Source organism: Reinekea sp. G2M2-21 (genome assembly GCF_015687175.1).
Lineage (GTDB): Bacteria > Pseudomonadota > Gammaproteobacteria > Pseudomonadales > Natronospirillaceae > Reinekea.
Genome location: NZ_JADPQG010000005.1, coordinates 61,232 through 81,132 on the forward strand (window position 1 = coordinate 61,232; position 19,901 = coordinate 81,132).

Below are 19,901 nucleotides of genomic sequence, written 5' to 3' on the forward strand. Positions count from 1 at the left end.
GACTATTGGCTAAAAATATTCAAATTTCTTTGTAAATGGATTAAATGAGAGACTGGATAGGTTTTTCTCGATCCAGGCCAGATTCTTCTCAATATAGCCGGGTGTTGAGACAGCTTTCAGTACATTGTATTCGACATTGATCGGGTGTCTTAGAATGATTGGCTGCTGTGCTCGCTCGCACAGGAATTTAAGAGCTGCGATGTTCCCGTAGTCTAACGCCATGAGTGCGCTTTGAATCTGATCGTCAAATGTCAGTGACGAAAAATCTCGCATCTGCGTCGTAACCAGATTATCCAAGGGTAAGTCGGTCAGAGTGCGAACCAGTGAATACAATCTGAACTTGTCCGGGTGTTCAATCAGGTACCGTTTTAAATGTTCGTAACTGGCAGGGTCGTTCATGGCAACAATGCTTTTTATCAAGTCGTAAGGGTCGTCAACAAACTCAGGAGTGGTATTTAGAAAGGCGGTCATGCGTTGGTCGGCAGTCAGATCTTCCATCCATTGCGTCGCTTTGATGATGGCATGATAGTCTGCATTTCCCAGCACATATTCGGTGAGTATTTCCTGTCGCACATGTTCACTAATGTTACCCGCCAAGTTGGCAAAAACGATTAAGTTCATTAGATTGACCTGAGGACCAAACCGGTTAATGTAATCAACCACCTCCGGTCCTTTACCGTTGTTGACGACGAAATCGGAATACAGAAAGTTATAAAAAAACTCCGATGACGCGTCATGACCGATTGCCACCATATAGTCCAGCGCGGCAAAGGGTTCGAACTCCAGAATGTAACGGAACAGTTCATATTCACGTGCCATATAGTCTGTTTCAAACAAATGGTTGTAACGGTAGTCCAGCATGTAATTGAGAAGCTCTTCTTGAGGCAGTGACTTTAACTCTGGCCACGACAGGTCGGTAAAGGATGTGTCCGAGGGAGTAAATGGTTCGTTAGCGAGTACGAGCCGCTGTTCTTGCTGCGAATACGACTTTATGGTTTCTTCAGAGTTCTGGCCAGACTCTTTAAATGCAGCTTTTGTTGTAGCTTGTGAATTCGTTTTTGTGCTGGTCGATAAGTCTTGAGTTTGCAACGACAATACGAATCCAAATGCACCTATTAAAAATAAAGCCGGTATTGCCATCGACCGGCCAACCGAAATCGCACTCATCTTAGACACCGTGATTGTTATTTTTATTTATCGCTGAAGTCAGCTTGTGACCAACGTGATGATGAGTATAGTCGGCAATCAAAAGTGCAAATCAGTCGGATATGGTTTCTGTGAACGGGTACGAAAAAAAGCCGGTGTCAGGTCGATGCCGGCTGTCTGAATTCGAAGGTGTTGATTTGTAAACCATTGTTTCGAATTGTAGAAATGTCGTTAATCGAGGTATGACGACACTGAGTTAAACCGCAATGTCGTACGCGATCCGTTTCGTGTTCTGTAAGTGTTTGAACGTGACATTGTCGCTGGTGGAGCCTCCGCCCATCGTGCCACAACCTAATGTCCAGGACAGTTGCAGTCCATTGCAGGCACCGATACAGCCTTGTGTACCCGGAGAGTTTACCAAGACACGCGACACCTCCATGGCTTTGGAATAGCGATGTATTCGTTGCTGGTTGTTGCTGTGGATGATGGCAGTGTGACCTCGGCCCTCAATATTCAGAATAGTGCACGCATGAAAAAGTGCCTCTTCATCGTTATTGACGCGGATCAGAGACAACATGGGCGCTAATTTTTCCCGAACCAATGGACTGGCCAGATTACCAGATTCGACTTCAGCCAAAATCAGTTTAATCGGGTAGTCTCGTGAAATGCCCAGACTCGAGCAGATCGCGGCGGCACTCTGGCCAATATAATCAGGTTTCAGCGAGTGATCATCAAAGGCTCGTCGAATAAGCGTTTCGGTTTCTTCGCTGGTGAAGACGGCTGCGCCTTCACTGATGGCGTAGTGTAAAAATTCTTCGGCGATATCAGCGTCGACCAACAGATTGTTTTCTGATCCGCACACCACGCCGTTATCAAAAGCTTTACTGTTAATGGTTTTACAGGCGACCGTTTTTAAATCGACATCGTTACCGATCCATACCGGGGCGTTGCCTTTACCAACACCGATCGCCGGTGTTCCAGAACGGTAGGCGCTCTTCACCATACTCGGACCGCCAGTCGCCAGAATGAAGTGAACCTTATCATGCGTCATAAAGGCTCGTGTTAGCTTCCGGTTGGCGGGTAATGACGGGGTTTGCACCAGATCAATGGGTGCTCCGTGTTGGGCGATGACCTCACGAATGATATCGACTGTACGATCACCGACATTGCGTGTTTTGCGATGACTGCTGATGATAATGGCGTTACCAGATTTCAAAGCGCTCAGTACTTTAAACACAATGGTCTCAACCGGATTAGTAATAGGAATCATACCGAACACCACGCCCATTGGCATAGCGATAGATTCAACCCCAGGGGCCTCAAGCGTAACGGTTTCATCGTGATGGGCCAAAAGGCTTTCTGCCACAGCAACGGTCCCGAGTTTGATTTTTATCACCTTATGTTCAACCACGCCCATACTACTCTCGTCCACGCACTGAACGGCAAGGCTATGTGCTTGGGTATGCACGGCGTCAGCGATGTCGCGGATAATGGCGTTCACTTTTTCCTTTGGCCAATCAACAAACGAGGCCTGCGCAGCATTGGCTTTTTCTACTGTTGCGTCAACTAAGGGCGAACTGGATTTGGCAACGGCCAGTTCACAGGCTTGTTCATGCAGTTCACGAAATTTTTTGGCCAGAGTGTTGGCACGAAGTTCAATGAATTGCTGGAAAAGATCTATATGATTAGCCTTTAGATCGTCGAGAAGTTCATTGCTCAGGTAGTATGCCGCGACATCTGTTTCGGCGGTTGCGGAAATTCTCCGGATGGATCGATCTATGACACCCACCGCGCCCACCACTTCTCCGGCATCATACCGTTGCAAGCCAGCATCCGTTTGAATATCTGCATCGTAGTAGTGCGTACCAACAATGCCATGCACGACGATATAACAACCATCGGGCTCATCGCCTTGTTTGAACAGTGACTCGCCTCGGCTGAAGGTGCAAGAGTGAGCGACACCTGCTAAAAAAGAGAGAGAAGAGGGGACAACCGCATTCATATCGTAACTTCCTTTACTGATTGAGCCTGAAGCCATTAACAACAGCGCGATGCAGATCGCGAACAGGCATTAACAGCCATGCTTTGCTAGGGATTAGGGGCTATGCTTATTTGCGAACATGGTTCAATTATGCAAAAGCTGTGCGCAGGAAACGGTAACTCTTTCCCACAAACAATATTTCGTGGAAAGTTGGAGGCCAGTTCACATAATTAGCATGTTGGCTCGGGTGTGAGGGATCCGTGAAGGGCTGATGACGGGCTGGGTGCGAAAGCGTAAAACCGACAGTAACAATAGGTTAATTTCGGTAAACAGTTTGGATCAGGTGAAAGCCGAATTTGGTTTTTATCGGGCCATGAATAACCAACACTTCTCTTTTGAAAACCACGTCATCGAAGGCTTTGACCATTTGCCCACGCTGAAATTCGCCCAAGTCACCACCGCGTTTGGCTGATGGGCAGGTCGAGAATTTTTTTGCCAGTTTGCCGAAATCGGCGCCTTTGGCCAGTTGTTGCTTAATCTGTTCGGCCTGTTCTTTGGTTTTCACCAGTATATGGCGAGCACAGGCGGTTTTTGCGGGCTTATGCATTAGTAAAAGAATCCCCAGATAATGGCGCCTAAAATACCGGGCAAACCTGCAGCAAGAAAGCGCGCTGCCAGGCTATTGCTGTGCAGAACAATTTGCGGGTCAGTGACGATAACTTCGTTGCGGTTCCATTCTTTCTTAAACCGCTTGCTGCTTAAGCGCACAATGGTTGAAATGAGCCAGAAAAAAACGCCGGTTAAAAACAGCGTGTCAATCCACATAAAACTGGCGACATAAGGGCTGGCTAATCGCAGGACGATAATAACAGTGGCAGCAATCAGGTTATAAATCAGCGTGTATTTAAGCAAAGACCACATCAGAAAAACTCAACTAGGTGAATAACGAACTTTGGGTGCGCGCATGTTACCGGTTATGCGTTGAATCTCAAGTAGAACGATGATCTTCATTGACAGGTTTACGGCGCATCAGCAGCAGGTTCGTTTGTTTGGGATTCTCCAGTTTTATCAGGTCTTCAATCCACGTGGTCAGTCGCTTCAACGCACCTTGCTGCTGTTGATAGAAAAGATAAGCCCGCTGTCCATAGGTATCCCGCAAATCCTTGGATTGCATCAAGCCCAAAAGCCGATTACGTAGTTCCGCTTCATCCTGAATAATGACCACCGCCTGCTCGGCACGCATCGCTTCGACAATGGTTTGGAAATTAACAAAGCTGGGGCCCATCAGAACCGGCGTTGCCACGGCTGCGGGTTCAATGGGGTTGTGACCCCCACCACCATTCAAACTGTTGCCAATGAACGCGGCATGCGCCAGTTCAAAAAATGTCATCATCTCCCCGAGCGTGTCGATCAAAAACACCGACTGATTCGATGTGGGGATCTCGTCGTTGGAGCGGCGCGCGAAGCTAAAGTGCTGTTTGTAGAGTTGTCCAGCAATACGATCAGCGCGTTCCGGGTGTCGAGGCACCAGAATCAGCAAGGCATCTGGCATTTTTATTTTTAACTTAGCGTGAGTCCGTAGAATTTTTTCTTCTTCACCATCGTGCGTACTGGCCGCAATCCAAATAGGGCGCTTGCCTATTTTTGTTTGTAATCGTTTCGCTTTAGAGGAGCTGGCCGCGTCCAGCGCTATATCAAATTTGATTGAGCCGGTTACCTGAATTCTGCGTTCGTCGACACCCAGCTCAGCGAATCGATCGGCGTCCGGGGTGTGCTGGGCGGCGATGGCTGTGAGCCGATGCAACATGGGTTGTGTCAGTGCCGGAAATTTTTTATAACCGCGTTGTGATTTTGCGCTCAAGCGTGCGTTGGCCAGCAACACTGGAATGTTTTGATCGTCACACGCGCGAATCAGGTTCGGCCACAACTCGGTTTCCATGATCACCAGTAGTTTTGGTTGCAGCCGTTTTATGAGTTTTTGTTGTGTACTGGCGTAGTCCCAGGGTAAATAAGCGTGATGGACAGAGTCACCGAACAGTGTCCGCACCGTTTCAGAACCCGTCGGCGTCATGGATGTGATCAGAACCGGAATATCCGGGTGCAGGGCTTGCCAGCGCTCAACCAAACCCTTCGCGGCCATGGTTTCACCAACACTGACCGCATGCACCCAAAAACATCCGGGCGGAATCTGCGGCCAATGGCCAAAGCGTTCGGCCACGCGCTGTCGGTATTCGGGTTGTTTGCGTCCTTTCAGCCAAAGACGTAACAGCACCAGCGGGGTCAACAGCCACCACAGGGCTGAATAGCTTGCATACACCAATCGTTCTTTCATGATTCGCTCAGCCAATAGGACAGCAGGTCATTTAAGTATAGAAAACCTGTGTCGGTTGTGTGGAAAATATCATCGCGGCGCTCAATCCAGCCTTTGTTCTGTAGCTCGTTTAACACTGGTTCAATTTCGGTGACAGGTACGCCCGTCGCAGCCTGAAAATGATTCAGCGACACCGGCTCACGAATACGTAAGGTATTAATAAAATAGTCGAATGGCCGATCCGCTTTCGCGACGGGCTCTTCTATTCGCAGCAACGGTCGTGCCTTATTCAGGTAGTCTTTTGGCAGGCGCGTTTTCCGGGTGCGGATGATGTCGATGCCATCATGGATGGTCGTAAACTTGCCGTGCGCCCCTGGTCCTATCCCCAAATAATCACCGTAGCGCCAGTAATTCAGGTTGTGCTGACTGTGCCGGTTATCTTTGGCATAGGCTGACACTTCGTATTGGCTGTAGCCAGCCTCGGCCAGACGGTCTTGCCCGGCCTGTTGGATATCCCACAGCGTATCGTCCTCCGGTAGGGCCGGTGGTTGCCGGTAAAATTCAGTGTTCTGCTCGATGGTGAGCTGATACCAGCTGATGTGCGTGGGTTCCAGCGCAATTGCCTGATTAATGTCGGCCAGTGCGTCTGCCTCGGTTTGCGCCGGCAGGCCGTGCATGAGATCGATATTAAAATTGTCGAAACCGACTGTTTTGGCTTGTTCTATCGCGGCGATGGCGTTGTCTGCGCTGTGAATTCGACCTAACGTCGTCAGGAACCGATCCTGAAAACTCTGTACGCCTATTGATAAACGATTTACGCCGGCTTGGCGGAATCCGGCAAATTTTTCTTTTTCAAATGTACCGGGGTTGGCCTCTAACGTGACTTCTGCGTCATCGGTCAGGCCAATGTAATGTCGTAACCACTGAATGATTTGGCCTATACCCTCAGCGGACATCAGGCTGGGTGTGCCGCCACCAAAAAAAACCGCGTCTGCTAAACGCCCCTGCGCCAAGGCCGAATCCTGTTTTATATCGCGGTGAATCTGCGCCAGAAACTCCGTCTCGGGAATGTCTTCCGCTCGTGTCGCGTGCGAGTTGAAGTCGCAGTAGGGGCATTTGCGGACACACCAGGGGATATGCACATAGATGGCCAGTGGCGGCAGGGTATGACTCAAAGCAGGCTTTCCATTTTCGTGACAAACGCGCGTACCGCCTGTCCACGGTGGCTCAACGCATTTTTCTGTTCTTTACTTAGCTCTGCGGAGCTGCGTTGATGTTGCTCTACCCAAAAAATTGGATCATAGCCAAAGCCATTTTCACCGCGTGGAGCGTCGAGTAAGGTACCTTCCCAAACGCCTTGAATGATGATCGGCGTCGGGTCCAGTGCATGGCGCACAAACGCCAGAACACAATGGAAACGTGCTGTACGGTTTGGATTACCGGTCATTTCGGCCAGAACTTTTTCAAGGTTCGCGGTATCTGATTTTTCGCCGCCGTCCATTGACGCATAGCGAGCGCTGTAGATGCCCGGCGCGCCTTGCAACGCATCAACCTCCAAGCCCGAATCATCCGCCAACGCAGGCAGTCCAGTGGCTTTGGAGGCGTGCCGGGCTTTAATGATGGCGTTCTCAATAAAGCTCAAACCGTCTTCAATGGCGTCTTCAACACCAAACTCGCGTTGCGGCTTGATGCTGACCGACATGGGTGCCAATAATTCAGAAAACTCTTTTAACTTGCCGGCGTTATTCGACGCCAACACCCACTCTTTGCTGGTGTATGTCATTTACGAAGCCACTTCATTCAGGATTTAAGCGCGGATTTTAGCACTGATTGCTCTACGTACGTAGTAGGGTTAACTGCTGTATGTGGCAACAACGGTGTTGATCACTATCTGCCCTAGATTCACGAAGCCTTATATAAGGTGGCGTTATAGTGTCTTTGTGGAAATTAAAAAAATACCTAAGTACTTTTATGATGTGCGTCAAAAGCATGCGGAAAACCAAATATTTGTATTGCTTCAGATGACCAGTTTTCGTAATGTGCCGGCGCCTGACGCGAGGAATGCTTCAGAATGACGAATGTTTTTCGTCATAGAACTAGGACTGTTGAAAAGGGAACATGCATGACCACTCAAGTGGCCAATCACAGCGACACCGATGCCCAGCCTGAAGAACGGCATGGGTTGTTTCGTAAACAAGCGGTTGAGAAACAGCAAGACCGATTGTTGGGTGATGTTTTGGTCATTCCGCCATTGTCCTATTCCCTTGTTACCGCGCTTCTTATTCTGTTCGTCGCCGCCACCCTCGTTTTACTTGTCAATGGAACCTATGCCCGTAAAGAAACCGTACAGGGATTTTTGGTGCCCGACACTGGCGTACTAAAAGTCTACGCATCACGCCCTGGGATTGTTCGTCAGGTGTTTGTTCGCGAAGGCGACGCCGTTGCTGAAGGTCAACCGCGGGTGTTGATTAATGGTGATCAAATTCTCGAAAACGGCGATCACCTTGAAACATTGATGTTGGATGAATATCTGGCTCAACAAGCAACGCTAACGAACCAACTTGATCGCTTGGCGGATGTCTACGCGACAAAAGCCGGAGAGCTCGCTACACGTATTGAGGCCGCACAAAGTGACTTGGCGCACCTGGCTAAACAATATTCGTTAACGCAAGCGCAGATGGACCTGGCAGCAAAGCAGTGGCGTAACAGTCAGCAGCTCAGCCAGCAGGGTTTGGCAACGCAAAGCGATGCAGACAGTCATCAGGAAAAAGTTCTGTCGTTGAAAGCTCAGTTACAAAGTATCGCGCGCAGTCAAGACGCTCAGCAAACAGAATTAGCTACGTTGCAACTCCAAACATCGACACTCGGTTATGAGCAAATGGACCGAGAAGATCAGTTGCGCAGCAATTTATCGACCATTGCGCAAAATATCGCACAGTTACATGGTCAACGAGCCTACATACTCAAGGCGAACAGCGCTGGAGCGGTCTCTAATCTGCAGGTCAGTGAAGGACAGGAAGCTCAGACAAACGTGCCGCTGCTCACCATTACCCCAGCAGGCAGCGAACTGGAAGCGGAGTTGTTGATCCCCGCGCGCGCCATTGGTTTTGTGGAGGTTGGGCAGACGGTAAAAATGCGCTATTCGGCATTTAACTTTCAGAAGTTTGGTTTATACGACGCCACCATTACCGCTGTCTCGCAATCTGTTTTGCTCCCTAATGAGTTGACCGGAGTATCTATAGGCGCCGTCGAACCGATGTACCGAGTCACCGCAAAGCTGGATAAGCAGCACATAGATGCCTATGGCAAAGCGCTGGAATTGAAAGAAGGTATTTCATTGGAAGCCGACATTAAATTGGCAGAGCGTACGTTATTGGAATGGATGTTTGAGCCGTTGTTGAGTCTAAAAGGGCGATTGTGACAGAAAAGCCTTTAGTATTCGTAATGAAGTACTGACGGACAAGGTATGAAAAAATAGGTTCACCGAATCACAGCTGTGATGAAAGCGGGGCACCTCCTGAGATATCCGCCAAGATGACCAGAGGCGCCCCTAACCAACACTCGAAAAGGAATGAGGTAAAAGCAGTCTAGCAGGTTCAACAGACAAGGAAAATGGGCTGATTTTGTGATAGCAAACGGTGGTAGTGCTCTTGGTACCTGCATGCGAAGTATCAGAGCGTTCGCGCACACCGCGGAAATCAAAGAACTAGGCAAAAGAACTCGTATTGCCAACGTTCGAGTTTGTTACTTAGATTTATTAATATCGGAATTTGCTCGTAGAGCGAATCGGGTGAGTGAATGGTTCACTTGCTTTGAAATAGAAAGTAGCCCCTGAGGAATTCGCCAAGATGACCGGGGTTGTAAAATGAAAAGGAAGAAGAAGTGATAGATTTGTTTGCTAAAGAAATATTAGAGGTGACTGGAGGTCGTCAATCCAAGGAAGACCCGTTTTTTAAGCCGAAAGAAAAGACCAAAAAAGACGGTCAGTGAGGGAGATAAGACATGGGAATAATGGCGGTTCGAAATCTAGTAACCGTGCTGCAGCAGAAGCAATCTGTGGAGGTTTAAATAAGTCTACTGGGAAGGCGGTGATATCCCATTCGGTAGATGTGAAAGTAGTCAAAGTAACTACGACTGCAGAAGTCTCTTGCAAGGATCTTTAAAATGCGCGTCTTGAAACAAGAAACAGTTAGAATTGTACTCGGTGGTAAAAAAACTGTAGCACAGAAAAATCGGGAAAAACGTTTAGAATCTTTGAAAAAAGCAAAGGCTCGACGAGGAAAGCAAGAAATATCTCAAGTCTTATCCGATACCGTTAAGAAGGCTAAAAAGGAAATATGTAATGGGCTTCCCTCAGGCACAAAAGTGACGGGAACTGTTGAAATCAATACTGGCGGTAGTTCTCATTCATATTCTTTTGAAGATAACTGCTAAATTGGGGGGTGTCGAGCGATCGTTCGGCACCAATGATCGGAAATCAAGATGTTAATTATCAATCTACTTTTTGTACATCATTTGTCTTTTGAGCTGTCACAAGATAAAAGTATAGTTGTCGAAGTCGCTTACTTGGAGGCTATTGACAGAGGGCTTGGGGGTTTAGATGAAAGTTTAATAATACAAGATATTGATGGCAAGCTGAAATTTTCCGTTGGATCTGCCGAGGCAATCATAGATGGAGTTACTGGATGTGAATTAAATCTCGAAAGTATTCTGAGAAATGCGGAAATTAACTGTGATCAAGGGTCTGTCCTACTTAAATGATTCTCGCCGCATGGTAGAGTCCTGAATATACAGTAAGGTTTTGAATTAACAGGCAAGACAATTTTCTTAGATTAAGAGCTTTAGAAAGTGAGCGAATTTTATTCGGATGTGCTGCCGTAAATTTGCTGCTAGTTAAGAACCGCTAGATGTATATCTTGTTTCGCGATTTCGCGATTTCGCATAATAATTGCAATTAGTAGTTAAGGAGCCAGCTGATAGCGTTGCGCTCCTTCCAAACAAGAGATGAAGCACTTTGAACTATCATCAGCTGACTGAAAACGAACGAGACCAGATATATTCTCTATTGAAGAGGGTATCGCCCAAAATAAGCGCAGGCACTTTGTAATCACAGACGAGTATATACTTACAAGCACTCCAAGCTGACTGAAGAAGTTGCTGAATGGATAGGAAGACTGGTTCACCAGGGGCTTAGTCCGCAACAGCTTGTCGACTACTAAAAGAAGCATAAAGGTATCGATCTGCACCATGAAATGATTTACCAATGGATATATGCGGATAAGGCCGAAGGTGGCGATTTATCCACACATCTGCGTATCGCTTTAAAGCCTAATCGTAACAATGATCGTCGAGGCAAGCTTCGTAATAGCGTGGATATTTATGAGCGCCCTAGCATTGTTGATCGTCGATCCAGAATCGTAGACTGGGAAGGTGATACTTTTTTGGGCATGGGGTGCAGAAGTGCGTTGCTGACGATGGGTGAACGAAAGACGCGCTACACCATCATCGTTCAGCAGGCCGGCTTATTGGCGGATGCAGCAATTGAAGCTATGGCCGGATTGAAAGATCGAATAAAAACGATCAACTTGGTTAACGGTTTTGAGTTCGCAGAACATGAACGAATTGCAGATGCATTTGAGGCAAAAGTCTACTTTGATCATCATTATGCATCCTTGGAGCGAGGAATAAACCAAAATGCCAACGGTCTGATCCGACAGTATGTTCCAAAAGGAACTAACTTAAACGAGGTCACTGATGAAGAAATACAAAAGGTGATGGACAAGCTGAATGGCCGTCCCAGAAGGACAATAGATTGTTAATCACAAGATGAATTATTTTTGGGGATTCGAAAAGACTTGTTAGCAGCGTAAATCAAATTAAATTGCAATTATTGCTTGAAATCGCGCTGTTTTAATTGTATTGATTTTTTTCAATTAAAGAGGTTTTCAAGAGATAGGTTGTCTTCTCGTGGGTAAGTTAAAAAGGGAAATGACCTGGCTGGCAGAACAGTATTGAAAGTTTTAATTAAATGTATTTTCTTTAGCTTGAACTTTACTTCCAATGCTATTTTTTATTCGTATGGAAGAAAAATATCTCCACTTTCAGTCGGAGAGGTTTGAATATTTATATCCAATAGGTGTATGTAAATATAGGATTGCGGTCGTTTTAGTTTCGAAATTACAGTTTAAGTGATAATACAAAAAATTTCTTTGCAATTTTATCTGTTTCTTAAAAATCATATGTCAGTTTAGGAAAAAGTAAAGGAAGTTATTTTAAGTGTGAAAGTCACTGCATACGATTGCGATTGAAAGTTATTTTGGAAGTCATGATAAATTTATTGAAGGCGTTTTAATTGATTAAGCTAATATTGCAAACGGAAATTGCAGAGTGCGGACTTGCTTGCTTGGGTATGGTCGCAAATCACTACGGTTATATTTCTGACTTGTCGACACTTCGTCAAAAGTTTCAGATATCATCCCAAGGAAGTAATCTCAAGCAGTTGATGGATATCGGCGCAGAGCTGGAGATGACAGGTAGAGCGTTGCAGTTGGAGGTTGATGAAATCAATCAACTGCAATTACCTTGTATTTTGCACTGGGATATGAATCACTTTGTGGTTCTTAAATCTGTATCCAGGAAGAAGATAGTCATTCTTGACCCAGCCCTGGGGGAGCGTCATTACGGGATAGGCGAGTTTTCAGAGCATTTTACTGGTGTTGCACTTGAATTAACGCCAACGCCAAAATTTGAAAAAAAGGAAGTTGTACAAAAGCTAACGCTGTCTAATTTTTGGCAGCGTATTATCGGGCTTAAGCGCAGTATCGTCTCAATTGTGGCTTTGTCGTTTCTGTTGCAGCTATTCGCCGTTGTTTCACCTTTTTTTATGCAGATGGTGGTTGATGATGTCTTATTGCGAAATGATGACAGTCTGCTGATGGTGCTGGCTCTTGGCTTTGGGTTGCTCATGCTCGTGCAAACTGGGACCAACACATTACGCAGTTTCGTGATTCTGCATTTGTCGACCAAGCTAAACTACCAGATGGCAGCGAACTTGTTTCGACACCTTGTTCGATTACCGCTGGACTATTTTGAAAAGAGGCACATTGGGGATGTCGTTTCCCGGTTTGGCTCATTGCAACACATTCAAGATTTACTGACGACTGGACTGGTCAGTTCTATTGTCGATGGCGTCATGGCTGTGGTGACGCTGTCCGCCATGTTCATTTATTCTGTCAAAGTGACAGTGGTCGTTTTGGTCATCGTCGCTTTGTATACCTTTCTTCGGTTTGCCCTATACCGCCCGTTTCGACAGTTATCCGAAGAAAGTATCGTCGCCAGTGCGAAAGAGGATTCCAATTTCATGGAAACCATGCGCGCTATTCAAACAGTTAAGCTGTTTCAACGCGAAAATGATCGTCAGAACCTGTGGCAGAACCGATACACCGAAGCCCTGAATACGGAAGTAAAGCTGGCGAAATGGGGTATTGGCTACGATGTGGCCAGTGGACTGCTCTTTGGTCTCGAAAATATCTTGGTGATTTATCTCTTGGCGTCAGCTGTCATGGGTAATCTTATGTCGCTGGGTATGCTTTATGCCTTTATGAGTTACAAGAACCAGTTTGTATCTCGTATGGATGGGCTGATCGATATGCTGATTGAATACAAAATGGTTGGTCTGCACTTGGATCGCCTAGCCGATATTGCTTTCACAGAAGCGGAAGATGTCGACCGTCATACCGCCAATATACAGCACTTGCCTGACATGAAGGGGCGTATTGAGGCAAAAAACTTAACCTTTAGTTACTCCGAGACGGAAGATCCTATTTTTGAAAACATCAGTTTCAGCATTCCTGCAGGGCAGTCGGCCGCTATTGTTGGGTCCAGTGGTTGTGGGAAAACGACCTTGCTTAAAGTCATGATGGGATTATTGAAACCGACAAGTGGGCAGATACTGATCGATGGGATTGATATTGCTAAACGGGATGATTATCGGACACGCATTGCGGCGGTCATGCAGGACGATCAATTGCTGTCGGGGTCAGTAGCCGAAAATATTGCTTGTTTTGACCCGAAACTGAATTTCAAACGCATAGAGTTTTGCGCCAAATTGGCGTCAGTTCACGAAGAAGTTCAAAAATTCGGTATGCAATATAATACGCTTGTCGGCGACATGGGAACCTCATTAAGTGGCGGTCAGAAACAACGGGTCATTCTGGCCAGGGCTCTATATCGCAACCCGAAACTCTTATTTCTTGATGAAGCGACCAGTCACCTCGATGTACGCAATGAATCTTTGGTGAATCAGAATATCAAACGCTTGCGACTGACCAGGGTGATCGTCGCCCACCGGCCCGAAACCATAAAGAGTGCCGACGTTGTGATTAATCTTGCCAAACTGAACGCCACCAAGGATTTGGTCGCGTAAGTCTCAAAAGGAATAACATGAAGATACTTAAGTTTGTTGTCGCGACTGTTGTTATGGTTATGGCGTTCTTTGGTTTGAATACGCTGAGTTCATTAGCTGAATGGCAGGATATTTTCCTGACCGGCGTTATTGTTTATGTCTGGGTATTTGTATTGGTCGGTCAATTGGGTGATTTTTCGACATTGCGCAAATTACCCATCTCGTTCACAACGCTACCCATGGTACTTTTGCTGATCATTATCGGGCTGGCATCAATCACCTTTCAGACTGAGTTTTTACATTGGCATTGGCTGGAAGACGAAACAATTTACCCGGGGTATCAACACCCTGCCTATTTTTTGTCGGACCTCGTTGCGGCAGCGATGCTTGCGCCGTTTGTTGAAGAAGTTTTTTTCCGTCGCTGGATGTTTGGCACGTTGAGGAAAAAGCTGAATCAAACGATTAGCGTTATCTTAGTCGCTGTGGTTTTCGCTTTGTTGCATGGGGATGTGTTTGGCGCGTTTACATTTTCTATCGTCATGAGTGTTTTATTTTTACGCACCCGATCACTAGCGTTGCCGATGGTGTTGCATGCACTGCATAATGGCCTTTTGATTTTGTTCCAACTGTGTTTGGATTTCGATCTTATCGCCGATCCTGAACCCGTTATAACACGGTGGACCGTTGATTATCCCGTATTTTTGTTTTGTGTTTGGTTAGCTGCCATTGCGGCTCTATGGCTATTGGTTATAAATCATTCTCCTGTATCCGTCTCCGTCCGCAAGGGATCCGAAGCACAACGCGAATCCGCAACGGTGACGAGTCCGAACAATGCTTGATCTTGCACCATTTAATGGATAACAATTTTTTTAACCCAACTACTTTTTTTAGCGAAAAGGAACATTCATGCAAAAACTTTTAATTGCATCAGCGGTGTCGTTAGCGATGCTCACCAGTTGCAGCTTATTTAGTCCACAAGATACGGTGACAACAAATTTTGAGGCTGAGCAAGAGTGGCAAGCGGTGCCCGACCCGCTTGTCACTCAAGGAACCCTGGCCAATGGTCTGAAGTGGACCATTAAAACTCTGCCTGACAATGGTGCGCGCGACCGCGTGGAATTACGCTTACGGATTCGTTCAGGATCCTTACAGGAAACCGATTCGCAGTTGGGACTGGCCCACTTCGTCGAGCATATGGCATTCAACGGCACAGAGCGCTTCCCCAAACACGACATCGTTGAATTTTTTGAGGCCGCTGGAATGTCTTTCGGGGGCGATATCAACGCCTATACGTCCTTTGATGAAACGGTCTATCAGTTGACGATTCCGGCTGATCAGCCTGAGTTGATCGATACTGCATTTAACGTTTTATATGACTGGGCAACGGCGGTCAGTTTTTCACCTGACGAAGTTGCAAAGGAAGCGCCAGTTGTCATAGAGGAGTGGCGATCAAGTTACGGCACCGAAGAGCAATCTTGGCAGCAAGAGTACAAAGACTTGTACCAGGGGACACGTATTTTGAACCGATTGCCGATTGGTGACCCGGATATTGTGGCGAGCGCCACAGCAGCGCAGTTGAAGGATTACTACCAAACCTGGTATCGGCCGGATAATACGGATGTCGTTGTCGTTTATCCGGAAGGTACCTTTGATGCTGAAAAGAAAATTGCATCGGTTTTCTCAAGCTGGACTTCGGAACCGACGGCAGAAGAAACGTTTGATGTGGGTTCAGTTGATATTCAGGGGGCTCGCTTTATGGAGGTCACTGACAGCAGCGTTACGGATCAACAATGGCAATTGTATTTTCCCGTACAAGACTTTGGCTCCGATACACCGTTGAGTCGTGAAGTGGACTATCTGGATCAGGTATACACCACCGTTCTGGAAGCCCGTTTGCAGCGCCTCGGAGAATCCTCTGATGCTGTCATTATTGACGCCGTCGCGCAAACCGGAATTTTTTATGAAGGGTCCAAGCATCTGGATATCTGGGCAACGTTTTATGAAGGTGCAGAAAACGAAGCGTTAGCGGCACTGACGACCGAGTTAAAGCGAATGGCAACCTACGGCATTACCGAGCGTGAGTACGACATTGCCAAACAAAAAATGTTGGCAGAGTACGATAATATAGCCAGTTGGTTAGAGGGCGCGCCTGCGACTGAACATATGGACTACCTGATGTACTTTGTCAGTGAAGAATTACCGATGGAAGACATTCAGGCAGCCTTGGACGAAGCGGAAGCGATGGTCTCTGTTATCTCACTGGAAAAAGTAAACCAGTATATTGCGCGCACCATTTTGTCTGAGCATGTTGCCGGATATTTTTATCACCCTAATGCAATGACAGCATCCTCGGCGCAGTGGAACAAGGTATACGGCAAGGCCTGGTCCAGCAAAGTCAGCGCTCCGGTGGATCGCGCTGTGCAAACTTCAGTTAACGCAGATGATTTTTCTGGAGAGATTGCTCAAACCTTTGATTTACAGGCTGGTGAAGGCATCTATATTTGGGTGCTCGAAAACGGAATGCCCGTGGTTCTGAAATCGTCTAACCTCGAACCTGGATCCGTGACAGTGCAAACCCTTGTGTTGGGCGGTACGCGCCAATTGGGGGGTGAGTTAATCGCAGCGTCAGAGCAATGGCAGGATGCTCGGGAACGATCTGGGTTTGCCGGTGTCAGTGGACAGGATTTCTTCGATAGTCTGGGAGTTGATGGCATAAGTTTTAGCCCGTTTTTGCATGAAGGCTTCAGTGGTGTTGAAGTCGCCGGTCCCGTAGAGCAATTGTCGCGCTTACTGTCTCTGACCACCGCGACCTTCACCGATACACACTTTGACGATGCGATGATCGAGATGACGTTGAACAGTTCAGCGGAACAAGCCGCCCAATATGTGACGACACCGGATTATCGTTTTATGAGTGAATATTTGGCGGCAGTCTATGGTGATGAAGATCCTCGCTACCAGTACTTTGACCAGGAAGACATCGAAGGTATCCGTAAAGAGCAAATACTCGCGGTGCAGGAATCTTTTCTGAATGATAACCAAGGCTTGTTAATGGCTATCGTGGGTGATGTGACGCCAGAACAGGTGACGCCATTGCTGGAGGAACATCTGGCCGGTATGCCATTGGCAGAGCCAGTGGAAAGCTATTCGCTCGGCCCGGTAACCCCAGAAGCTCGAATCCTTCGTGTGGGTGGACAAGCGGAAGAAAAAACGGATATCCGCTATGTATTTGCACAGACCGACTTACCGGTAACCCCGGAGCGATTCGTGGTTTCTCAGGTGATGGTGGAAGCGCTTGATAAGCGTCTACACAAGGCCATCCGTGAAGAGTCGGGATTAACCTATGGCACTGAAGTTTTTCAACATCCCCAATTTTTTTACGATCAACAATGGGTGTTGCATGTACGCATGAGTACGGACCCTACTCGTGAAGCTGAAGCATTGAAGGCGTTGGATAAAACGTTTCAACAGGTCTTGGCACAACCTTTCAGTGAGACCGAAATTACCGAAGCGAACCATCGTGTGTTGGAACAGTATAAACAGGGCGCGTCTACTAATGGCGGCTTGTTGAATGCGCTGACCGACATGATGTTGATCGGTGCCGATTTGACTGAGTACAACAACTATGAAGAACGGTTGGCACGGGTAAATTCTGCAGGTGTGAATGACTTGGCGGCGAAGTTGTTTGCGGGTAAGAAGGTTGTGGCTATTTATCATCCGTAATCGATTCGGACAATGCACCCCGGAAGGGGTGTACAGCTTATCTGCAATTGATCGCCGATTAATGCGTTAATATGCTTTTTTAAAGCAGTCAAGTCTTGGTGCGAACAAATAAAAAAATGGTGCTGTTGGGCCCCGTTTTATTTATTCCCGCCAGACTTGCTGGTCAAATGAAAAGTCAAACATCGTGCCGTCGTTTAGGCTCAGTTCAATATCAAACCAAAGAATTTCTCGGTTCAGGATGGTGAAAGTGCCAATATAGTAGATTGCGTCGCCTTCACGGATCTCCTGAAGTTTTATGTCTGACCGCTGCCCAAGCAATGTACGTTGTAACGCAGATATTTTTGCGGCGGTTGGCGTGCCATACCCATCGTCTGTTTTTTTCAAGATAGACAGATTAATGAACGCCCGCTTACCGGAACGTACTATGTCATAGGTTTCTGCAACCGCGGGTGGAATCTCCGTGGTATTCAATACAATATAGTGCAATTCGTAGTCGCCGAAGTCGACTTTCTGCTCGGCCTGACTGAAAGTACTAACGATCAGCAAGGTGCAAGCAGTAATGGCGCGTATTAAAGTCATATCAATCCTGCTTTTCCAAATGGTACAGAGCAATTTCACCAAGAATGTTGGGCATTAACCGAACTGCCCAGCTTTCCACGTGATCATTATCGACTACGGTGCGCTGAAGAATTTGGATGCCCTGTTGCTGGCATTGAACTTCGAAATCTTTGAAGGTAATTAAGCGAATATTCGGGGTGTCGTACCAACGGAAGGGCAGTGCGCTGGTCACCGGCATGCGGCCACGGAAGCCGAGATAAAACCGGGTAGTCCAATGGCCGAAATTAGGGAAAGTGATGATCGCTCGTTTGCCAATACGGAGAATCTCATTTAACAGTTGATCCGGTTTCTGGGTTTGCTGCAGCGATTGAGTCATGATCACGGTGTCGAAACTTTTGTCGTCAATGTAGTCCAAGCTTTCGTTTAAATTCTGGTGAATGACTTCAACACCTTTACTGACGCAGCCCAGAATCTTCTGCGTATCGATTTCCATGCCGTATCCGGTCACTTTTTTCTCGCGTTGTAAATGAGCGAGCAATTCGCCATCACCGCAACCGAGGTCAAGTACCCGTTCGCCCTGCTGTATCCATTGAGTAATGAATTGTAGATCACCGCGCATGATGGGCCTCCTGGTTGAGGAAGTGCGTCAGAATGCTGAAATACTCCGGAATAGGAAACAAGAAAGCATCGTGCCCTTGCGGCGCATCGATTTCCAGATACGATACCGGTTTTTGGGAACGCACCAGCGCGTCCACTATTTCTTTGCTGCGCTCTGGTGAAAAACGCCAATCGGTGGAAAAAGACACCACCAGAAACTTGCACTGCGTCTGGCTCAGACATTTGCTGAGATCATGATCGAAATCTGCCGCCGGGTCGTAGTAGTCCAACGCTTTGGTCATCAACAGGTAGGTATTGGCATCGAAGGTATCCGAGAACTGTTCACCCTGGTAACGCAGATAACTCTCGACTTCAAAGTCGATATCGTAATTAAAATTCAACTTACCGGTTTTCAAGTCCCGGCCAAACTTTTCGCGCATACTGTCATCGCTTAGGTAGGTGATGTGCCCCAGCATCCGGGCAAGTGCCAGCCCTTTGCGCGGAATGGTGTTGTGTTTGTAGTAATAGCCTTGATGAAATTCCGGGTCGCTGGTAATGGATTGCCTAGCGACTTCGTTAAAAGCAATGTTTTGTGCAGAGAGTTTAGGTGCGGCTGCGATAATGACACAACGTTGTAATCGATCTGGGTAGTCAATTGACCACCGCAATGCCTGCATCCCACCCAGAGAGCCACCCACAACGGCATGCCAGGTTTCAATGCCAAGTCGGTCGGCCAAGCGAGCCTGGCTTTTGACCCAATCGCGCACGGCCATAATAGGGAAGTCGGGCCCATACGGCTCGCCGTTTTCCGGGTCAATACTGGTAGGGCCGGTGGAGCCATGACAGCCCCCTAAATTGTTGAGCGAAACAACGAAATATTTTGATGTGTCGATCGGTTTGCCGGGGCCGATGCAGGCATCCCACCAGCCGGGTTTGCGGTCTTCTTCGCTGTGATAACCTGCCGCATGGTGATTGCCGCTGAGTGCATGGCATATCAGAATGGCGTTACTGCGCGTTTCGTTCAGTGTGCCATAGGTTTCATAAATGAGTTGGTAACTGTTTAACGTTCGTCCACTGCGTAACGGCAATGGTTCGTTAAATTGCGCGATGTGTGGCTCCACAAGCCCGACACTGTCCGCCGGTATTTCCCTGGGCATTGAGTTAACTCTTTATGGGTTAAG

At 47.2% G+C, this 19,901-nt stretch carries 16 protein-coding genes and 1 pseudogene; 7 read left to right on the forward strand and 10 right to left on the reverse strand.

What is annotated here, in order from left to right:
• Window positions 1-9: 9 nt before the first annotated feature.
• The 7 genes from IYN85_RS17445 to rdgB all read right to left on the reverse strand — a co-directional run bounded on the left by IYN85_RS17445 (window position 10) and on the right by rdgB (window position 7,221).
• On the reverse strand, window positions 10-1,167 hold the full coding sequence (locus tag IYN85_RS17445; RefSeq protein WP_196160219.1) for a hypothetical protein: 1,158 nt from the start codon (window positions 1,165-1,167) through the stop codon (window positions 10-12).
• A 235-nt stretch (window positions 1,168-1,402) separates the two neighbouring features.
• The gene (locus tag IYN85_RS17450; protein ID WP_196160220.1) at window positions 1,403-3,148 is read right to left on the reverse strand and encodes an aldehyde dehydrogenase family protein; all 1,746 of its coding nucleotides are present in this window, start codon (window positions 3,146-3,148) and stop codon (window positions 1,403-1,405) included.
• A gap of 295 nt (window positions 3,149-3,443) precedes the next feature.
• The gene (locus IYN85_RS17455; RefSeq protein WP_196160221.1) at window positions 3,444-3,734 is read right to left on the reverse strand and encodes a peptidylprolyl isomerase; all 291 of its coding nucleotides are present in this window, start codon (window positions 3,732-3,734) and stop codon (window positions 3,444-3,446) included.
• Window positions 3,734-4,048: a hypothetical protein gene (locus tag IYN85_RS17460; RefSeq protein WP_196160222.1), complete on the reverse strand. Its 315-nt coding sequence runs from the start codon at window positions 4,046-4,048 to the stop codon at window positions 3,734-3,736. The genes IYN85_RS17455 and IYN85_RS17460 overlap by 1 nt, the downstream gene beginning before the upstream one ends.
• A 67-nt stretch (window positions 4,049-4,115) precedes the next feature.
• Window positions 4,116-5,459 (reverse strand): lipid IV(A) 3-deoxy-D-manno-octulosonic acid transferase, encoded by a 1,344-nt coding sequence (waaA, locus tag IYN85_RS17465; RefSeq protein ID WP_196160223.1) that lies wholly within the window; start codon window positions 5,457-5,459, stop codon window positions 4,116-4,118.
• Window positions 5,456-6,613: a radical SAM family heme chaperone HemW gene (hemW, locus tag IYN85_RS17470; RefSeq protein WP_196160224.1), complete on the reverse strand. Its 1,158-nt coding sequence runs from the start codon at window positions 6,611-6,613 to the stop codon at window positions 5,456-5,458. Before hemW ends, waaA begins: the two co-directional genes overlap by 4 nt.
• Window positions 6,610-7,221, reverse strand: coding sequence for an RdgB/HAM1 family non-canonical purine NTP pyrophosphatase (rdgB, locus tag IYN85_RS17475; protein WP_196160225.1), 612 nt, complete (start codon window positions 7,219-7,221; stop codon window positions 6,610-6,612). Before rdgB ends, hemW begins: the two co-directional genes overlap by 4 nt.
• Before the next feature lie 339 nt (window positions 7,222-7,560).
• Between rdgB and IYN85_RS17480 the strand changes: the two genes are divergently transcribed.
• From IYN85_RS17480 to IYN85_RS17510, 7 genes and pseudogenes are all read left to right on the forward strand, one after another.
• Window positions 7,561-8,859, forward strand: coding sequence for an HlyD family efflux transporter periplasmic adaptor subunit (locus IYN85_RS17480; protein ID WP_196160226.1), 1,299 nt, complete (start codon window positions 7,561-7,563; stop codon window positions 8,857-8,859).
• Window positions 8,860-9,602: 743 nt separating this feature from the next.
• Entirely contained in the window at window positions 9,603-9,872 is a 270-nt protein-coding gene (locus IYN85_RS17485; protein ID WP_196160227.1) for a hypothetical protein, read from the forward strand.
• Window positions 9,873-9,920: 48 nt separating this feature from the next.
• Window positions 9,921-10,199 (forward strand): hypothetical protein, encoded by a 279-nt coding sequence (locus tag IYN85_RS17490; protein WP_196160228.1) that lies wholly within the window; start codon window positions 9,921-9,923, stop codon window positions 10,197-10,199.
• A 253-nt stretch (window positions 10,200-10,452) separates the two neighbouring features.
• Window positions 10,453-11,257: pseudogene (locus IYN85_RS17495) on the forward strand (IS30 family transposase).
• Window positions 11,258-11,790: 533 nt separating this feature from the next.
• A complete protein-coding gene (locus IYN85_RS17500; protein WP_230390831.1) occupies window positions 11,791-13,863 on the forward strand; it encodes a peptidase domain-containing ABC transporter in 2,073 nt (690 codons plus the stop codon).
• Window positions 13,864-13,880: 17 nt separating this feature from the next.
• The gene (locus IYN85_RS17505) at window positions 13,881-14,681 is read left to right on the forward strand and encodes a CPBP family intramembrane glutamic endopeptidase (protein WP_196160229.1); all 801 of its coding nucleotides are present in this window, start codon (window positions 13,881-13,883) and stop codon (window positions 14,679-14,681) included.
• A gap of 67 nt (window positions 14,682-14,748) precedes the next feature.
• A complete protein-coding gene (locus IYN85_RS17510) occupies window positions 14,749-17,565 on the forward strand; it encodes a pitrilysin family protein (RefSeq protein ID WP_196160230.1) in 2,817 nt (938 codons plus the stop codon).
• A gap of 141 nt (window positions 17,566-17,706) precedes the next feature.
• Here the strand turns inward: IYN85_RS17510 and IYN85_RS17515 are convergent, their stop codons facing one another.
• The 3 genes from IYN85_RS17515 to IYN85_RS17525 are packed head-to-tail and all read right to left on the reverse strand — an operon-like array spanning window position 17,707 to window position 19,877.
• The gene (locus tag IYN85_RS17515; RefSeq protein WP_196160231.1) at window positions 17,707-18,144 is read right to left on the reverse strand and encodes a DUF4426 domain-containing protein; all 438 of its coding nucleotides are present in this window, start codon (window positions 18,142-18,144) and stop codon (window positions 17,707-17,709) included.
• A 1-nt stretch (window position 18,145) separates the two neighbouring features.
• Window positions 18,146-18,742: a methionine biosynthesis protein MetW gene (gene metW / locus IYN85_RS17520; protein WP_196160232.1), complete on the reverse strand. Its 597-nt coding sequence runs from the start codon at window positions 18,740-18,742 to the stop codon at window positions 18,146-18,148.
• Entirely contained in the window at window positions 18,732-19,877 is a 1,146-nt protein-coding gene (locus tag IYN85_RS17525; RefSeq protein WP_196160233.1) for a homoserine O-acetyltransferase, read from the reverse strand. Before IYN85_RS17525 ends, metW begins: the two co-directional genes overlap by 11 nt.
• Between the last annotated feature and the right edge of the window lie 24 nt (window positions 19,878-19,901).

Coding starts and splice junctions, on each gene's coding strand:
- rdgB (WP_196160225.1), bottom strand. CDS start 7,221: ATGACATACACCAGCAAAGAGTGGGTGTTGGCGTCGAATAACGCCGGC.
- IYN85_RS17490 (WP_196160228.1), top strand. CDS start 9,921: ATGTTAATTATCAATCTACTTTTTGTACATCATTTGTCTTTTGAGCTG.
- waaA (WP_196160223.1), bottom strand. CDS start 5,459: ATGAAAGAACGATTGGTGTATGCAAGCTATTCAGCCCTGTGGTGGCTG.
- IYN85_RS17460 (WP_196160222.1), bottom strand. CDS start 4,048: ATGTGGTCTTTGCTTAAATACACGCTGATTTATAACCTGATTGCTGCC.
- IYN85_RS17510 (WP_196160230.1), top strand. CDS start 14,749: ATGCAAAAACTTTTAATTGCATCAGCGGTGTCGTTAGCGATGCTCACC.
- IYN85_RS17450 (WP_196160220.1), bottom strand. CDS start 3,148: ATGAATGCGGTTGTCCCCTCTTCTCTCTCTTTTTTAGCAGGTGTCGCT.
- IYN85_RS17485 (WP_196160227.1), top strand. CDS start 9,603: ATGCGCGTCTTGAAACAAGAAACAGTTAGAATTGTACTCGGTGGTAAA.
- IYN85_RS17525 (WP_196160233.1), bottom strand. CDS start 19,877: ATGCCCAGGGAAATACCGGCGGACAGTGTCGGGCTTGTGGAGCCACAC.
- IYN85_RS17515 (WP_196160231.1), bottom strand. CDS start 18,144: ATGACTTTAATACGCGCCATTACTGCTTGCACCTTGCTGATCGTTAGT.
- IYN85_RS17445 (WP_196160219.1), bottom strand. CDS start 1,167: ATGAGTGCGATTTCGGTTGGCCGGTCGATGGCAATACCGGCTTTATTT.
- IYN85_RS17505 (WP_196160229.1), top strand. CDS start 13,881: ATGAAGATACTTAAGTTTGTTGTCGCGACTGTTGTTATGGTTATGGCG.
- IYN85_RS17455 (WP_196160221.1), bottom strand. CDS start 3,734: ATGCATAAGCCCGCAAAAACCGCCTGTGCTCGCCATATACTGGTGAAA.
- metW (WP_196160232.1), bottom strand. CDS start 18,742: ATGCGCGGTGATCTACAATTCATTACTCAATGGATACAGCAGGGCGAA.
- IYN85_RS17480 (WP_196160226.1), top strand. CDS start 7,561: ATGACCACTCAAGTGGCCAATCACAGCGACACCGATGCCCAGCCTGAA.